17 protein-coding genes and 2 pseudogenes are annotated in these 16548 nt (G+C 70.4%); 5 read left to right on the forward strand and 14 right to left on the reverse strand.

From position 1 onward, the window contains the following. Positions 1–53: 53 nt before the first annotated feature. Positions 54–383 (reverse strand): annotated as a pseudogene (locus AC3WTD_RS06180) (ABC transporter permease family protein); the annotation flags it as partial. Positions 384–702: 319 nt separating this feature from the next. On the opposite strand from AC3WTD_RS06180, the gene AC3WTD_RS06185 reads away from it, so the two are divergent. The 4 genes from AC3WTD_RS06185 to AC3WTD_RS06200 all read left to right on the forward strand — a co-directional run bounded on the left by AC3WTD_RS06185 (position 703) and on the right by AC3WTD_RS06200 (position 3766). Next, positions 703–861, forward strand: a complete 159-nt coding sequence (locus AC3WTD_RS06185; RefSeq protein WP_185754665.1) for a hypothetical protein — start codon at positions 703–705, stop codon at positions 859–861. 122 nt (positions 862–983) lie between these two features. Next, a complete protein-coding gene (locus tag AC3WTD_RS06190; RefSeq protein ID WP_492613246.1) occupies positions 984–1670 on the forward strand; it encodes a fumarylacetoacetate hydrolase family protein in 687 nt (228 codons plus the stop codon). 91 nt (positions 1671–1761) lie between these two features. Continuing rightward, positions 1762–2172, forward strand: a complete 411-nt coding sequence (mscL, locus tag AC3WTD_RS06195; protein ID WP_027493210.1) for a large-conductance mechanosensitive channel protein MscL — start codon at positions 1762–1764, stop codon at positions 2170–2172. Between the two features lie 163 nt (positions 2173–2335). After that, positions 2336–3766 carry a M20/M25/M40 family metallo-hydrolase gene (locus tag AC3WTD_RS06200; RefSeq protein ID WP_492613247.1) on the forward strand — a complete coding sequence of 477 codons (1431 nt, stop codon included), beginning with the start codon at positions 2336–2338 and terminating at the stop codon, positions 3764–3766. Positions 3767–3898: 132 nt separating this feature from the next. Here AC3WTD_RS06200 and AC3WTD_RS06205 read toward each other — a convergent pair whose 3' ends face one another. From AC3WTD_RS06205 to AC3WTD_RS06230, 6 genes and pseudogenes are all read right to left on the reverse strand, one after another. Then, entirely contained in the window at positions 3899–4282 is a 384-nt protein-coding gene (locus AC3WTD_RS06205) for a hypothetical protein (RefSeq protein ID WP_492613248.1), read from the reverse strand. A 115-nt stretch (positions 4283–4397) separates the two neighbouring features. Continuing rightward, positions 4398–4730 (reverse strand): annotated as a pseudogene (locus AC3WTD_RS06210) (efflux RND transporter permease subunit); the annotation flags it as partial. A 109-nt stretch (positions 4731–4839) separates the two neighbouring features. Beyond that, positions 4840–4998 carry a hypothetical protein gene (locus AC3WTD_RS06215; RefSeq protein WP_185754641.1) on the reverse strand — a complete coding sequence of 53 codons (159 nt, stop codon included), beginning with the start codon at positions 4996–4998 and terminating at the stop codon, positions 4840–4842. Between the two features lie 4 nt (positions 4999–5002). Next, positions 5003–5371, reverse strand: a complete 369-nt coding sequence (locus tag AC3WTD_RS06220; protein ID WP_492613304.1) for an efflux RND transporter periplasmic adaptor subunit — start codon at positions 5369–5371, stop codon at positions 5003–5005. Continuing rightward, complete coding sequence (locus AC3WTD_RS06225; protein ID WP_492613249.1) at positions 5308–5760, reverse strand: hypothetical protein; 453 nt, start codon at positions 5758–5760, stop codon at positions 5308–5310. Before AC3WTD_RS06225 ends, AC3WTD_RS06220 begins: the two co-directional genes overlap by 64 nt. 237 nt (positions 5761–5997) lie before the next feature. After that, on the reverse strand, positions 5998–6453 hold the full coding sequence (locus tag AC3WTD_RS06230; protein ID WP_027492865.1) for a MarR family winged helix-turn-helix transcriptional regulator: 456 nt from the start codon (positions 6451–6453) through the stop codon (positions 5998–6000). 60 nt (positions 6454–6513) lie between these two features. On the opposite strand from AC3WTD_RS06230, the gene AC3WTD_RS06235 reads away from it, so the two are divergent. Continuing rightward, positions 6514–7032, forward strand: a complete 519-nt coding sequence (locus AC3WTD_RS06235) for an O-acetyl-ADP-ribose deacetylase (RefSeq protein ID WP_492613250.1) — start codon at positions 6514–6516, stop codon at positions 7030–7032. Between the two features lie 182 nt (positions 7033–7214). Here the strand turns inward: AC3WTD_RS06235 and AC3WTD_RS06240 are convergent, their stop codons facing one another. The 7 genes from AC3WTD_RS06240 to AC3WTD_RS06270 form a co-directional block, all read right to left on the reverse strand. Beyond that, positions 7215–8903 (reverse strand): BatD family protein, encoded by a 1689-nt coding sequence (locus AC3WTD_RS06240; protein WP_492613251.1) that lies wholly within the window; start codon positions 8901–8903, stop codon positions 7215–7217. Beyond that, the gene (locus AC3WTD_RS06245; RefSeq protein WP_492613252.1) at positions 8900–10786 is read right to left on the reverse strand and encodes a tetratricopeptide repeat protein; all 1887 of its coding nucleotides are present in this window, start codon (positions 10784–10786) and stop codon (positions 8900–8902) included. The genes AC3WTD_RS06240 and AC3WTD_RS06245 overlap by 4 nt, the downstream gene beginning before the upstream one ends. Further along, positions 10783–11769, reverse strand: coding sequence for a VWA domain-containing protein (locus tag AC3WTD_RS06250; protein WP_492613253.1), 987 nt, complete (start codon positions 11767–11769; stop codon positions 10783–10785). Before AC3WTD_RS06250 ends, AC3WTD_RS06245 begins: the two co-directional genes overlap by 4 nt. Continuing rightward, positions 11762–12283, reverse strand: coding sequence for a DUF4381 family protein (locus tag AC3WTD_RS06255; protein ID WP_492613254.1), 522 nt, complete (start codon positions 12281–12283; stop codon positions 11762–11764). Before AC3WTD_RS06255 ends, AC3WTD_RS06250 begins: the two co-directional genes overlap by 8 nt. Continuing rightward, positions 12280–13215 carry a DUF58 domain-containing protein gene (locus AC3WTD_RS06260; RefSeq protein ID WP_492613255.1) on the reverse strand — a complete coding sequence of 312 codons (936 nt, stop codon included), beginning with the start codon at positions 13213–13215 and terminating at the stop codon, positions 12280–12282. Before AC3WTD_RS06260 ends, AC3WTD_RS06255 begins: the two co-directional genes overlap by 4 nt. Then, the gene (locus AC3WTD_RS06265) at positions 13212–14207 is read right to left on the reverse strand and encodes an AAA family ATPase (protein WP_492613256.1); all 996 of its coding nucleotides are present in this window, start codon (positions 14205–14207) and stop codon (positions 13212–13214) included. The genes AC3WTD_RS06260 and AC3WTD_RS06265 overlap by 4 nt, the downstream gene beginning before the upstream one ends. Before the next feature lie 180 nt (positions 14208–14387). Next, positions 14388–16535: a type IV pilus secretin PilQ gene (locus AC3WTD_RS06270; RefSeq protein WP_492613257.1), complete on the reverse strand. Its 2148-nt coding sequence runs from the start codon at positions 16533–16535 to the stop codon at positions 14388–14390. Between the last annotated feature and the right edge of the window lie 13 nt (positions 16536–16548).

A 16548-nucleotide genomic window follows, 5' to 3' on the forward strand; every position in this document is an offset into this window, starting at 1 on the left:
ATGCTCTTGAGCGAAGGCATCGCCCGCCAGCGGGCTCCTGCGACAAGCTGGAATTACGGCTCGCGCAGTGCGGTGGTGACCGGCAACCGCGCGGCGCACACGGCGGGGAACAGGCCGCCGATGAAGCCGATCGCCAGCGCCCACTTCAGGCCGGTCCACAGCAGCGCCGCGGTCACCGCCAGCTTGAAGCTGAGCGTGCCGACCGCGCCCTGGGCCAGGGTCGAGGCGCTGTAGCCGTTGAATACCAGCCAGGCCAGCAAGCCACCGCCGATACCGCCCAGCAACGCCAGCAGCATGGTCTCCAGCATCACTGCCACCACCACCGGCGGGCCGCGGAAGCCAATCGCGGGCAGCGTGGCGATCTCACGGGCGCGCGTGGCGACGGTAGTGCCCACGCCGGTGCGCGTGAAGCCGCCGCCGGCGGACAGCGGCGAGATGATCTCGCCGATCTGCGCGTCCTTGGTGGTGACCACGCCGTCGAACGGCGCGCGCACCGCGCAATAGTCGAAGTTGACCTGCGCCACCGCGGCCTGGGCGTCGGCGGCGGCCACCTGCTTCTGTTACGCGGCGAGCTGGGCGCGCGTGTGTCGGCCAGGGTGCACGCCTGTTCGACCGCCTGTTTCGGCACCAGCCCCTGCGCCGCCAGCTCGCGCTGGCGCGCGGCGTCGCGCTCGTTCTGCGCCAGCGCCCCGGGTTGCGCCCGTGGTCTTCGCGCTGGTGGCGCTCGATGCGCAGTTCCTTCAACAGATCGGCGTTGTCCACATCCACTCCCGTTTCAACGGCCATGTTCCAGATGACGAGGCACAGCATGGGCGACATGCCGGATTGCTGTCAGAGCACGGCATCAACCATCGGCGGTGACAGCTGTCATCCGCCACCGGACGGCTCCCCTGCAGACGACGAACGGGAACGCAGCGAATCGACACGCCGCGGCGGGCGGCATCCGGCGCCACGCCCGGCCCGGCTTTGCTACGCTTGCGGCCATGAACTACGCCATCATCCCGCCCGCCGTCCCCAGCCTGCCGATCCTCGGCTCCGACCAGCGCTTCCCGATCCGCCGGGTGTTCTGCATCGGGCGCAACTACGCCGAACACGCGCGCGAGATGGGCGCCACGGTGGACCAGGCCACGCCGATGTTCTTCTGCAAGCCGGCCGACGCGGTGGTCGCCGATGGCGCCGACGTGCCCTACCCGCAGGCCACCGCCGACCTGCACCACGAGGTGGAGATGGTGGTGGCACTCGGTGCCGGCGGCCGCGACCTCAGCCCCGACCAGGCCGCGGCGCTGATCTGGGGTTACGGCGTGGGCCTGGACTTGACCCGCCGCGACCTGCAGGCGCAGGCCAAGGCCAAGGGCCACCCTTGGGACGTGGCCAAGGGCTTCGACCACTCCGCCCCGGTCTCCGCGCTGCGCCCGGCCAACGAGGCGACGGTGGACGCACAGACCGTGCTGCGGCTCAGCGTGAACGGCGCACCGCGCCAGCAGGCCACGCTGGGTGAAATGGTGCACGACGTGCCGCACATCCTGGCGGCGCTGTCCACGCTGTTCGAGCTGAAGGCCGGCGACCTGGTGTTCACCGGCACCCCGGCCGGCGTGGCCGCACTGCAGCGCGGCGACCGCTTCCACGCCGAGCTGGTGGGTGTGGCGGAACTGCACGGCCGCATCGTCTGACGCTTCCACGCCGCCTTCATCTGGGCGCGCCTAGGTTGGCACGCTAAAGTCGTCCCGCCATCCGGCCCAACCCGAGGGGAGTAGACACAGCATGAGCATGATCAGCGAGTTCAAGGCCTTCGCCATGCGCGGCAACGTGATCGACCTGGCGGTCGGCGTGGTCATCGGCGGTGCGTTCGGCAAGATCGTCACCTCCCTGGTCGACCAGATCATCATGCCGCCAATCGGCTGGCTCACCGGTGGCATCGACTTCAGCCAGCTGAAGTGGGTGCTCAAGCCGGCCGACAACACCAACCCGGCGCACAAGGTGGCCGAGGTGGCGATCCAGTACGGCGCCTTCATCAACACGCTGATCCAGTTCATCATCATCGCCTTCGCGATCTTCATGATGGTCAAGGCGATCAACAAGCTCAGCCGCAAGCAGGAAGCAGCGCCCGCCGCGCCGCCGGCCGACGTGGTATTGCTGACCGAGATCCGCGACCTGCTGAAGAACAAGCCATAGCTCGCGCGGGAGCGCACCTTGTGCGCGATGCTCTTCGCTACGTGACGAAGAGCATCGCGCACAGGGTGCGCTCCTACAAATGCATTCGGCCACCCATGACCTCTGGCCTAAGCGGCAACCGGCGACCACGCCATAATCGGGGTTTACCCAGCGGAGTTCCCCGATGCGCCGTCTCCCCCTCACCCTGCTTGCCGCCGGCCTGCTGGCCAGCGGCATCGCCAGCGCCGCTACCACGATCCCCGTCGCGGCCGTAAAGACGGCCGAACAACTGCGCGACCAGGCGCTGCACGACGACACCGCGTACAAGGTCACCGCGTCGCTGACCACCGAGGTCGGCGCGCGCCTGCCCGGCAGCGTGGCCGACCGCCGCGCGGTCGAGTGGGCCGTGGCGAAGTTCAAGGAGCTCGGCTACGACAAGGTCTACACCGAGCCGGTGACGTACCCGTTGTGGGTCCGCCGCAGCGAGCACGCCGCGATCGTGGCGCCGTTTCCGCAGCCGTTGACGCTGACCGCACTGGGCTATTCGCCCGGCACGCCGAAGGGCGGGCTGAGCGCCGAGGTGGTGAGGTTCGACAGCCTCGACGCGCTGAAGGCGGCCGACCCGGCCAGCGTCAAGGGCCGGATCGTCTACGTCGACTACCGTATGCAGCGTGCGAAGGACGGCCACGGCTACGGCATGGGCTCGGCGGTACGCGTGGCCGGCCCGGTACTCGCCGCGGAGAAGGGCGCGACCGGCTATCTCTTGCGCTCGGCCGGCACCGACGTACACGAACGCGCGCCGCACACCGGCGTCGCCGGCTTCCGCGACTCGACCAAGGCGATCCCCGCCGCCGCGCTGGCCAACCCCGACGCCGACCAGCTCACCCGCGTGCTGGCCTACGGCAAGCCGGTCACGCTGAAGCTCGACCTCGACTGCGGCGTGGTCGGCGAGTACACCGGCGCCAACGTGATCGGCGAGATCACCGGTCGCAAGCACCCCGACCAGGTGGTGGCGATCGGCGGCCACCTCGACTCGTGGGACCTGGGCACCGGCGCGATCGACGACGGCGCTGGCGTGGCCATCGCGATGGCCGCCGGCAAGCTGATCCGCGAGCTGCCGCAGCGCCCCGACCGCACCATCCGGGTGATCGCGTTCGCCAACGAGGAGATGGGCCTGTGGGGTGGTCGCGCCTACGCCGACAAGCACGCGAAGGAGGTGGCGAAGTTCCAGCTCGGCACCGAGTCGGACTTCGGCGCCGGCCCGATCTGGCGCATGAGCGCCAGCGTGAAGCCCGCGGCACGCGACGCCATCGCGCAGATCGCCAGGGTGCTGGAGCCGGTCGGCGTGGCCTACGACACCGAGCGCCCCGGCGGCGGCGGTTCGGACCTGTCGCAGATGCACGCCAAGGGCATGGCCGCGCTGTCGCTGACCCAGGACGGCACCAGGTACTTCGACTGGCACCACACTCCGAACGACACGCTGGACAAGATCGACCCGAAGGAACTGGCGCAGAACGTGGCGGTGTACGCGGCGTTCTCGTACATGGCGGCGCAGGCCAAGGGCGATTTCGGCTCCGCGTTGGGCGCCTTCGCGAAGGACGGCGCCGGCGAATAAAAACAGCGGTGCTCCCTCCCCTGCGTTGCAGGGGAGGGCCGGGGTGGGGTCACTCTTCAGACAGGACCCAAGATCAAAAGCGACCCCCTCCCAACCTCCCCATGCGCAGCAGGGGGAGGAGCAAAGCACCGCTTACTTCGCGTAGTACGCCCCCGAGGCCACCAGCGGCTCGGGTATGCAAAACGTCTTCGGCATCACGGTGATCGCGATCGGCACCAGCACTTCCTTCTCGACGCCGCCCACGCTGGCGCACAAGGCCTCCGGCGGCAGCTGGTAGTGGATGATGCGCACGGTGTACTGCGGGCAGACGTCCGAACAGGGGTGTTCGGCAATCACCGGCACGCCGCGATAGCGGCCCACATCCACCGTGGTATGCATCAGCGTGGCCTTGTCCCACGGCTTGCCGGCCCAGGCCTGCAGTGCGGCGGCATCCATCGACGCGGGGGTGCCGGCATGGACGCAGGCGACCACGCTGGCGGCGGCGAATACGATGGCGATCGTGCTCGGGCTGCGCATATCCGCTCCCTCGATGACGGAGCGCTCAGCCTAGTTGCGCGCGGCTGGATATCGCAAGCTACGCCGCCCGCGCGGGCAGGCTCGCGCGCCGGAAGCGCCGCCGCAGCTGGTCCATTCACAGATAGATCACCGGCGTCAGGTACAGCGTGAGCACCTGCGAGAACAGCAGGCTGCCGACCACCGCCAGACCCAGCGAGCGGCGTACCTCGGCGCCGGCGCCGAGCCCCAACGCGATCGGCAGCGTACCGGCCATCGCCGCCATGGTGGTCATCACGATCGGGCGGAAGCGCACGCGGCAGGCGTCGGCGACGGCCTGCGCCGGCGCCATACCTTCCTCGCGCTGCCGCTCCAGCGCGAAGTCGATCAGCATGATCGCGTTCTTCTTGACGATGCCGATCAGCATCACGATGCCGACGGAGGCGAACAGGTCGAGCGAGGCGTTGGCGACGTGCTCGAAGCCCGGCAGCGCGGCGAATGCACGGGTCACCTTGCCGCTCCACTCGTACAACTGGTCGAGGTTCACCGACTGCAGCGTGTACTGGTACTGCGCGCGTATATCACGCCGAACGTGCCGAGCACCGAGATCGGCGGCGCACCGCCGGGATCAGCGTGGCGGACAGGTTGCCGAGGAACGGGTAGATCACGAACACCAGCAGCGCCGTCATCAGCAGCAGGGTCATCACCGGGCGGCGGATGCAGAGCTCGGGGATGTTCATCCGATCAGCTCCGCTTGACGGTGGCAGCGCTGCCGTCGACCAGCAGCATCTGGCCCTCGGTGACCACCTGCTCGCCAGCCTTGAGGCCCTTGTCGATCACCGCGCGCCCGGCGCTGGTCGGGCCGGGCGTGACGTAGCGCTGCTGCACCTTGCCATCGGTACCGAGCACGAACACGAAGCTGCCGCTGCTGGAACTTTGCAGCGCCTGCACCGGCATGCTGACCACGCCGGCCAGGCGCGTGGTGGGCGGCATCACCCGCACGAACTGGCCCGGGGTGAGCGGGTGTTCGCCATTGTCGAAGCGCGCCTTCAGCACGATGGTGCCGGTGGTGGCGTCAACCGCGTTGTCGACGAATTCCAGCGTACCGGCCAGCGGCGTGCCTGGTCGCCGGAGACGGTCACCTGTACGGCGAGCGCGCCACTGATCAGCGCGGCGCGCACGGCGGGCAGGCTGTCCTCGGGGATGTTGAACGCCACGCGCACCGGCTCGACCTGGTTGAGCACCACGAGGTTGGTGCTGTCGGTGCTGATCTGCGTGCCCGGCCACACCAGCGGCGCGCCGGCGATGCCGTCGAACGGGGCGACGATGCGCGCATAGTCGAGCTGGGTCTGCGCCAGTTCCTGCGCGGCGCGGTCGCTCTGCAAGGTGGCGCTGACCGCCTCGACCGGCACCGCCGCCAGCGTCCTGGCAGCCTGCTCGGCGCTGTCACCGCCGCCGCGTCCGAAGCGCACGACCAGCGCGACCGCCAGCAAGGCAACCACGACGAGGGCGATTTTTTTTCCAGGACATGCGCGAGGCTTCTCGATCTTCGCGCCACGCGCGGTGGCGATGCGGGTGCGGCTGGGAACCGCAGGGCCGACGACTATGCGCCAAGCTCACGACAACGCATGCACTGGCTCCGGGTTGACCCGTCCCGCACCACGCCGGTCCCCACTACACCGCGGATCGGCTCACGAGAGACCGCGACCAATGGCACTGGCCAGTGCCGCAGGCACGGATCACGGCGTGCCCGGCTCGCCCTGCTCCAGCGCCTGCAGGTTGTCCTTGATCCGGCCGATCACCGCCAACGCCTGCTGCAGCTCGTCGTGGTCGATGCCGCGGGTGGCGTCCTTGCGCAGCTCGCGCGCGATCAGTTCCATGTCGCCTACGATCACCCGCGCCTGCTCGGTGACGTACAGCCGCCAGGCGCGGCGGTCCTTCGGGTCCGGCCGGCGCTCGACGAAGCCGGCCGCCTGCAGCCGGTCGATCACCCGGCCCACCGCGATCGGCTCCATTTCCAGGAATTCGGCCAGCTCGGTTTGCCGCAGGCCCTCGCGGTGGTACAACACCTTGGTGGCGCGCCACTGCGCGCGGGTCAAGCCGAATTTCACCGCGCGCCGGTCGAAATGCTTGCGGAACAGCAAGGTCACGTCGCTGAGCAGGTAGCCGAAGGAGAGGTCTTCCGTTTTCGCCATGGTCCGTTGCCGCTCCGCCGCGCCAATGCCTGTCCGAAGCATAAGGTAAGCCGCCGCCCCATGCCCATCAAAGTCATCCATGCCGACATCACCCGCCTGGCGCTGGACGCCATCGTCAACGCGGCCAACCCCAGCCTGCTCGGCGGCGGCGGGGTGGATGGCGCGATCCACCGCGCCGCCGGCCCGGCCCTGTTCAAGGCCTGCCGTGCGCTGCCGGAGATCGCTCCCGGCGTACGCTGCCCCACCGGCGAGGCGCGCATCACGCCCGGCTTCGCGCTGCCCGCGCGCTGGGTGATCCACACGGTCGGGCCGGTCTGGCGTGGCGGCGACGACGGCGAAGCCGAGCTGCTGGCGCGCTGCCACCGCAACGTGCTGCACCTGCTGCGTGGGCAACAACTGCGCACCATCGCATTCCCGGCGATCAGCTGCGGCGTCTACGGCTACCCCGCCGCGCAGGCTGCTGCAGTGGCGGTGGCCACGCTGCGCGACGAGCTGGCCGCCGCGGACGACATCGAAGTGACGCTGTGCTGCTTCAGCGAAGGCATGCGCGCGGTGTTCCAGCACGCGCTGACGGTGTAGGGCGGGCACCGCCCGCCGATCTGCACCTGCCCGGTGGAAAACCTGTCTGCCGCCCTCGGCCGCACCGGCAAAAGCCGGCGGGCCGTGCCCGCCCTACAGCGCTTTGCTCCTTGCCTCGTGGCCATGCGTGCGGAAAACGGCGGACTGTGGCCGGTTTGAGAGGTTGAAAAAATCACAACCTCTCAGTGCAGCTTGAATGGGTATAGCGGCGCCAGCCCGGAGTCCTCGCCGGCAACGACGGCACGCCAGGCGAAGCCGCGCTTGAACGCTTCGGCCAGGTTCACGCCGGCATCGGGTGACGGCGCGGCAGCGTAGTGGCGCTGCTGCAGGGTTTCGATCGCAGTGCGCTGCGCGGCGTCGTCCAGCGCCGCCGACAACTCGCCCAGGTGCTGGATCGCCGGCCGTTCCGCGCGCGCCCAGGCCAGCAGGGTGCGTACTTGCGCGGCCGCATCGCTGCCGCGCGCCGCGGCGAGGAAGGCCAGCTGGCCGTTGCGCGCCGAAGTGCGCGCTGCGGCCGGCGGCGTCACCGGCGAGGCGCGCCGGCGGCGCTGCCACAGCCACCAGGCCAGCACGCTGAGCAGCCATAGGCCGAGGCTGGCCAGCGCGATCCGGCGCCATGGCATGGTGGCGGGCGCCACCGGGCTGGGTGTGGCGGCGGCGCTGCCCACCGCTTCGACTGGTGCGGACGGCGCGGCGGCAGCAGCCGCACCGATCGCCGGCAGTACGCTGATGCTGTGCGCGGGGATCTGCGCTACTTCCACCTTGTCGGTCAGCACGTTCCACCACTTCAGCGTGGTGGCGGGAATGGTCAGCATGCCGGCGTGTTCAGGCACGATGGCGAACGACTGCTGGCGCCGGCCGATGACCCACTGGCCGTCCTGGCGGTTGCCGGTGACCGGCTTGTCCGGATACACCGTAGCGCCGTCCAGCGGCGGCAGGCTCAGCGCCGGCAGCGCTTCGTACGACAGCCCGCTGGCCTGCAGGTTCATGGTCAGGTTGAGCGGCTGGCCGACCCGCGGCGACGCGCTCTGCGCGGTCGGCCAGCCGTCCAGGCTCAGGCTCAGCTGGCGCGCGGGCAGCCATGCGCTACCGCCCCAGTCGGCCGGTGCCGGTTTCACCTCGATCGTCTGTGCGGGCGCGCTGGCGCTGACCGGCACGGTGGCGCCGAAAAAGCTATTGGGATCGCGCGGGTCGGCGGCCTCGCCCTGGAAATCCACCGGCGGAATCTCGACCTTGCCGGCGTGCTGCGGGATCAGCGCGTAGCGTTGCTCCAGCACGTGATAGGTACGGCCGCCGCGCTCGGCGTCGTAGTTCAGGCCCTTGCCGAGCGCGCTGACTTCCACGCCATCGACCTGCGGCGGTGACGGTGCGTCGCCGCCGATGCGGTTGGCGTAGTACAGGCGCACCACGTAGGTCAGCTGCTGGCCGACGTAGCCATGCGCCGGCTCGACCTGCGATTCCATGAAGACGTCGCGCTGGGTGGCGACCGCCGCGGTCGAGTCTGGGGCGGTCACGGTGAGTTGCAGCGGCGCCGTGCGGCTGCCGGCCACGCTGAGCGCGGGAATCTGCAGCACGCCGACGTGGCGCGGCCGCAACGCCACGCCGAAGGTCAGCTCGGCGCTGGCCCGGCCGTTGACCACGCTGAGGCTGTTGTTCTGTGAGGTACCGAGCAGCTGGAAGTCCTGGTTCAGCGCGCGCAGATCGGGCGCCGCGGCGCCGGTGTCGCCCTGCACGCGCACGTTCAGCGTCACTGTCTCGCCCAGTTGCACGTGGTCGCGATCCAGCGTGGCGGTCACCTCGGCGGCACCGGCCAGCGCCGGAACCAGCGCCAGCATCAGCAGGCACCCATGCACGACATGTCGGAACTTCACGGCTGTTGATCCTCGCTCGGCGCGCCGCCGTGGCGCTGCTGGTATTCCAGTTCGAACTTGCGCCGCAGCAGCGCGCCGGGATCGTCCGGCACGCGCTGCAGGGCATGGCGCAGGTCGGCCGGCAGTTTCGCCTGCGGGTCGTCCTTGGCCAGCGTACCGAGCTGGTGCCCGGCCTTATCGTCGCCCGGCTTCGCCAACTCGGCGTCCATCTGCTGCTTCAGGGCCTGCTGCGCCTGTTCCGCTTGCGCCTTCTGCTCGGCCTGCTGCTGCGCGCTCTGCGGTTTGGGCAGAGCGGCGCCGCCCTGCCCGGACTTGCCCTGCTGCGATGCGTCCTTGCCGGACGGGTCCTGTTCTTGCGACTTGCCGTTCTGGCCTGGCTGACCTGAAGGCCCGGCGTTGTCCGGCGCGGACGCCGAGTCCTTCGCATCCTGTTTGCCGCTCTTGCCCTGCTCGCCCTGCGACGACTGGTTCTGCTTGCCGCCGTGGCCTTCGTGTTCCTTCTGGTCCGACGGCTGCTGTTGCTGGCGGCGCAGCCAGTCCTCGACCGCCTGGCGGTTCGCCTTGGCGTCGGCGTTCGCCGGATCGAGTTTCAGTGCACGGTCATAGGCCGCGAGCGCCTGCTGATATTCGCCCTGCTTCGCCAGCGTGTTGCCGAGGTTGTACGCCGCGTCGCTGCCGGGCGCCTGCGGCAGCGCCTGCGCCGCAGCGGCGTAGTCGCCGGCGCGATACGCCGCCGCGCCGCGCCAGGCCGGATCGCGCGCGAGCTGCTGCGCCCGCTTCGCATCGCCCGCGCGCAAGGCCTGCGCGGCCTGTTGGTCGGGGCGCCGCCACAGGTCGTGCCAGCTCGTCGCCGCGGCCGTGCCCGGCCACAGCGGCAATACGGCCAGCGGCAGCACCAGCAGCCAGCCGCGGCGGAACGCCAGCGCCGCCAGCGGCAGCAGCGGCAGCAGCAGCCACGCACCGCGGTCCTGCCATTGGTCGCCGTGCTGGCCGTCTGCCAGCGTCGCCCTGGTGCTTTGCAGTTGCGCATGCAGCGCGTCGACGTCGCGCTGGTCCGCGCCCATCGCCACGTAATGGCCGCCGCCGGCCGCGGCCAGCGCCGCCAACGCGGCATCGTCGCGACGGGCCAGCAGCATGCCGCCCTGCGCGTCGCGCAGGAAGCCGCCGTCGGACAGCGGCACCGGGCCGCCCTGCGGCGTGCCCACGCCAAGCACCGAGACCCGCACACCCGCTGCATCCGCCTTGCGCGCGGCGGCCGTGGCGGTTACCTCGACCTGGTCGGTGATCAGTACCAGCGAACCGCCGCCAGCCTTGGCGTCCTGGATCAGCGCCACGCCGCGTTCGATCGCCGCGGCCGCGTTGTCGCCGTCCACCGGCATGGTGTCCGGCGCCATCGCCGCGAGCAGGTCGTCGAGGCTATGCGCATCGGAGGTCAGCGGCGCCACCACGAACGCCTCGCCGGCATAGCCGATCAGCGCGTTGAGGCCGTCCTGGTTGGCGTGCAACAGGTCGCGCGCCTTGTAGCGCGCGCGGTCGAGCCGGCTTGGCGCCACGTCGCGCGCCAGCATGTGCTGCGACAACGAGATCGCCACCACCTGCGCGGCGCGGCTGGCGTACAGCGGCTGCTCCACGCGGCTCCAGGTCGGCCCGGCCAGGGCCAGCGCGCACAATATCCAGCCCAGCGCGAACAGCCACAACGGCAAGCTGCGGTTGCCGGCGCGCCCGTACAGCAGGTGCGGCAGCAGTTCGGCGTCGACCAGCCGCGACAGTTCCACCTGAGCCACGTTGCGGCGCACGCCGAACCAGCCCAGCAGCGGCAACAGCAGCAGCGCGGCCAGCCACCACGGCCGCAGGAAATGGAACTGCTGCAGCAGTTCGTTCATGCCGGCAACTCCCGAGCGCGCGCGAAACGGCGCGGCACGATCACCAGCAACAGCAACGCGACCGCGGCCAGCAGCGGCCAGCGGAACAGTTCGTGCCGCGGACGTAAGCTGGGGCCGTGCTGCGGCATCGGTTCCAGCGCGTCGATCGCGCGATACGCATCGGCCAGCTGGCCGCTGTCGGTGGCGCGAAAGAAGCGCCCGCCGGTCTGCGTGGCGATGTCAGTGAGCATGTCCGCATCGAGGTCGGCCGAGGGGTTGACCAGCTGACTGCCGAAGAAACCGGGAATGCGCATGCGCGTGGCGCCGATGCCGATGGTGTAGATGCGCACGCCGGCGGCCTTCGCCGCGCGTGCCGCGTCGCGTGGCGCGATGCTGCCGGCGTTGTTGACGCCGTCGGTGAGCAGCACCAGCACGCGCGCCTGCTCGGGCAGCGCGGCCAGCCGCTTCACTGCCACCGCGATGGCGTCGCCGATCGCCGTCTCGGTGCCGGCCAGGCCCACCGCCGCGCCCTGCAGCTGCGCGCGCACCGCGCTGAGGTCGTAGGTCAGCGGCGTCACCAGGAAGGCCTGGCTGCCGAACAGGATCAAGCCCATCTGGTCGCCGCTGCGGCGGCTGATGAAATCGCCGGCGATCGCCTCCACCGCGCCGAAGCGGCTCACTGGCTGGCCCGCCAGCTGCATGTCGCCGGTACGCATGCTGCCGGACAGGTCCACCGCCAGCATCAACGCGCGGCCACTGCGCTGCTGCGCCTGCGCCGGCCCCACCCATTGCGGCCGCGCCGCCGCGGCCAGCAAGCACAGCCAGGCCAGCGCCAGCAGCCACGGCGTGGCACCGCGCGCGCGGTGGCCGGCGACCGTCGCCAATCGCACACCCGGCTGCGGCAGGTGCAGCGCCTGCCCCGGCGCCGCCGGACGCAGCCAGCGGCGCAGCAGCCACGGCAGCGGCAGCAACACGATCACCCAGGGCCAGGCGAATTCAGGCATCGGCGCGCTCCGTCGCGGCCGGCTTCCACGCCGCGGGCTTCAACGCCAGCTGCAGCCAGCGGCGCACGGCGGCGATCGCGACCGCGTGATCGAACGCAGTGGGCGGCCGATAGATCTGTTGGTCCAGCGCCAGCAGCCGCTCCAGCGTGGCGACGTCGACCGGCACCCGCGCCAGCGTTTGCCGCCAGGCGTCGCCGCGTTGCTGCACTGCCAGCGCATCGTGCCGGCGCGCCACCCGACGCAGCAGTTGGTGCAGCCCACCCGCCAGCGCTGCTGCATCGCCGTCGCGCTGGTGCTGCTGCGCGAGCCGATCGAGTTCCCGCAACACCTGCCGGCGCTGACGCAGCGCGCGGCGGTATCGGCGCCACCACCAGATACCGGCCAGCAGCAACGCCAGCGCCAGTATGGTGAGCAGCCACCAGCCCAACGCAGGCGGCCACCAGGGCGGCTCGGGCGGCAGGTGGATATCGCGCAAGTCGGGGCCGGACGATGCCGCGGGAGGGGGCACGTTCATCGTGCCGATTTCCTCGCGCCGAGCAGGCCGCTGACCGCCTCGAACGCATCGGCGGTGGTGTCGATGCTGTTCCAGCGCAGGCGCAGCGATTGCGCCAGTTCGCCCAGTCGCGCCGCGCCCACGCCCAGCGCACGCTGGAAATCGCCGCGCTGGCGCTCGGACTGCAGCAGCACTTCGCAGCGCTCACCGGCGTGTTCCAGCGGATAGCGTCCGGGCGGCGCCGGCGCCAGTTCCAGCGCATCGGCCACCACCAGCACGCTGATCCCGGCATGCCGGCCCAGGTCGAGCAGGCGCTGCCGTGCGGCGGTGTCGGCGCTGAAGCCATCGCTGACCAGCAGCACGCGGCTGGCGCCGTGCAGCACGCGACCAGCGCGGGCCAGCGCATCGGACAGCGGCTCGACCCGATCGGACACCGGCTGCGCGCCCCATTCGGCCAGCGCGCCGCACACCGCCAGCGCACCGCGCGGCCCGGCCTGCGGCCGCAGCAACTGGTCGGCGTGGCCGAACGCCATCACCCCGACCCGCTCACCGGCGCGCACCGCATACCACGCGGCGGCGGCGGCGGCGCGCGCCGCCTGCACCGACTTGAAGCGCACGCGGGTGCCGAAGCGCATGCTGGCATGGGTGTCGAGCAGGATCAGCAGGCAGCCTTCGCGGTCTTCCTGGAACAGCTTGGTGTGCAGTTTGCCGCTGCGCGCAGTGAGCCGCCAGTCGAGCCGGCGCACGTCGTCGCCGGCCTGGTAGACGCGCGATTCCGCGTAGTCCATGCCGCGACCGTACAGACGGCTGGACTGCTGGCCGCTGCGCGCGGTGCGGCTGAGCAGCGGCGCCAGGCGCGCACGGCCGACCCGCGCGCGCAGCGCGATCAGCTCGGCCAGCGCGACCCGGCTGCGGCCGTCACCGTCCGCACGATGTGACACGACGGCGTTCACGGCAGCGGCACGAGATCCAGCAGGCGCTCGATCACCTGGTCCGGGCGCACGCCTTCGGCTTCCGCCTCGTAGCTGAGCAGCACGCGATGGCGCAGCACCTCGTGGGCGATCGCGTGCACGTCTTCCGGCAATACGTAATCGCGGCCGGCCAGCCACGCCTGCGCGCGCGAACAGCGGTCCAGCGCGATGGTGGCGCGCGGGCTGCCGCCCCAGGCGATCCAGCGCTTCAGCTCCGGGCCGTAGCGGCCCGCGTCGCGGGTGGCCAGCACCAGTTGGGTCAGGTATTCCTCCAGCGCCGGCGCCATGTGCACTGCCATCGCCGCATCGCGCGCGGCGAACACGTCGGCCTGGCTGAGCAACGCCGGCGGGGCGGCGACCGGATGGGCGCGACGATTGGCCTGCTCGCGCGCGAGCTTGAGGATCGCCAGTTCGGCGACGGCATCCGGATAGCCGATCGTCACGTGCATCAGGAAACGGTCGAGCTGGGCCTCCGGCAGGGTGAAGGTGCCCTCCTGCTCGATCGGGTTCTGCGTCGCCATCACCATGAACAGTTCGGGCAGCTGCCAGGTGCGGCGGCCGACGGTGATCTGCTGCTCGGCCATCGCCTCCAGCAGCGCCGACTGCACCTTGGCCGGCGCGCGGTTGATCTCGTCGGCGAGGATGATGTTGTGGAACAGCGGGCCGCGCTCGAACTCGAAGCTGCCGGATTGCGGGCGGAACACGTCGGTGCCGGTGAGGTCGGCCGGCAGCAGGTCGGGGGTGAACTGCACGCGGTGAAAGTCCGCCTCGATGCGCGCCGCCAGCGCCTTCACCGCGGTGGTCTTGGCCAGGCCCGGCGCGCCCTCGACCAGCAGGTGGCCATCGGCGAGCAGGGCCACCAGCAGGCAGTCGATCAGGTGCGGCTGGCCGATGATGCATTGCTGCAGGTCGCCGCGCAGCTGCACGAAGGACTGCTGCAGGCGGCTGGGCGTCGGGGTTTCGGGCATATCCATGAGCGGGTTCCGTGCTTGGCGTGACGGCGGCGCGGCCCGGAAGGCCGGATGCCGCCGAACCGGATGGCGTGCTACAGACCATCGGCGACCTTGGAAGTTTAATCGGCCCGCGGCCGCTTCGCGGGCGCGCGCAAAAAAAGAGGCGGCCGAAGCCGCCTCTTTCATGGCCAGCGTGCGCGCTTACTGCAGCGTTTCGCTGAGGATGCGCGGCGTCACGAAGATCAGCAGCTCGGCCTTGGTGTTGGTCCGTGAGGTCTTGCGGAACAGCACGCCGACGCCGGGAATATCGCCCAGACCAGGCACCTTGGTCATGGTGTTGGCCTTGTTGATCTCGTAGATGCCGCCCAGCACCACGGTCTGCCCGTTGTCGACCAGCACCGAGGTGTTGATCTCGCGGGTATCGATGGTCGGGATCTTGCCGCTTCCTGGCGCGTCCACGTAACCGGCCAGCGCGTCCTTCTTGACGTTGATCATCAGGTAGACGCGGTTGTCGGCAGTGATCGTCGGGGTCACCTTCAGCTCCAGCACGGCGTCCTTGAACTGCACCGTGGCGGTGCCGCTGCCGGCGCCGCTGCCGGCGCTGTTCTGGAACGTGACGTAGCCGATTTCCTGGCCCTGGCGAATCACCGCTTCCTGCTGGTTGGCGGTGATCACGCGCGGGCTGGAGATCACCTCGCCACGGCCCTCGGTCTGGGCCGCGGAGAGCTCCAGGTCGATCGCGTAGTTGGCGCCGAGGATGGCCAGGCCGAAGGTGCCGGCCGCCGGGGTGACCGGCAGGTTCACGTTGAGGCCGCCCGAAGTCACGTTGCCGCCGCCGAGGCCAGCGGTCAGCGCCGGCGTGGCCGTGGCGGCGTTCTGGAACTCGGTGTTGTTGATGCGGCCGTTGACGCCGAACTTCGCGCCCAGCTCGCGGGTGAAGTCGTCGCTGGCGACCACGATGCGCGATTCGATCAGCACCTGCTGCACCGGCTTGTCCAGCACCGCGATCAGCTCACGCAGCTGCTTGATCTTGTCCGGCGTGTCGTTGAGCAACAACGTATTGGTGCGCGTATCGAACGACACGCTGCCACGCGGCGACAGGAAGCCGCGCTGGGTATTGCCGCTGCCGCCGGCACCGCCGCCACCCTGCATGCTGCCGCTGGTCAGCAGCTTGGCGATGTCGGCCGCCTTGCCGTAGCTGATCGGCACGTAGTCGGTGACCAGTTCGGCGGTGTCCTGCGCCTTCAGCTTGGCGTCGGCGAGGTCCTGTTCGTACTTGGCCAGTTCGGCCTGCGGCGCGACCCACACCACGTTGCCGTTGCGGCGCTTGTCCAGGCTCTTCGCGCGCAGGATCACGTCCAGCGCCTGATCCCACGGCACGTTGACCAGGCGCAGGGTGACACTGCCGCCGACACTGTCGGAGGCGACCAGGTTGAGGCCGGAGATATCGGCGATCAGCTGCAGCGCCGAGCGCACCGGGATATCCTGGAAGTTGAAGGTGACGCGCTTGCCGTTGTAGCTCGGCTCCTGGCCCAGCCGGGCCAGCTTGGCGTCCTTGGCGGCCTCGGCCTTCTTCGGCGCCACCTCGACCACGTACTGGTCGGCGGTCTGGTAGGCGGACGTCTCGACGTTGCCCTTGACCGTGATTTCCATGCGTGCGCCGCCGCCGTTGCCAGCGCGGGTGACGATGGATTGTACCGGCGTGGCGAAGTCCAGCGTATCCAGCCGCTGGGCCAGGTTGGCCGGCAGGTTGGCGTGGTCGATGCTGACCAGCACCTTGTCGCCCTTGCGGGTCATCTCGGCATTCGCGCCGCTGCCGCTGAAGTTGACCAGCACGCGGCCTTCGCCGTTCGGGCCGCGACGGAAGTCGATGTTGGAGATGGCCGGACCAGCCGACGACGACGGCAACGCCTTGGTCGGGTCGATCGTGGCCGCGGTGGTCACCGACTGGTCGGCGCCGCCGTTGTTGACGGTCAGTACCAGACTGTTGCCCTCGACGCGCGAGCGGTAGCTCGATTCGCGCATCAGCTCGACCACCACCCGGGTGCGGCCGCCGGCCGCCACCGCGGACACGCCGGAGGTCGAGCCCTTGCCGATGTCCAGATGGCGCGGGGCCGCGTTGTCGGTGTCGGCGAAGTCGACCGCGATGCGCGGCGGATTGCCGGTGGTGAAGATCTTCGGCTGCGGCACCGGGCCATCGCCGAAGTCCATGTGCAGCTCGACGCTGCCGCCGGGCAGGGCGTCGTAGCTGATGTTCTTCAGCGTGGTGGTGGCCGCCATCGCGGCGCTGGCCCAGGTGGCACCGGCGACCAGCAGGCCCAGCAACAAGTAACGGCTCGCATGGCGCATGACACGGCCCCGG

The sequence above is a fragment of the Rhodanobacter sp. FW106-PBR-R2A-1-15 genome (assembly GCF_058789735.1).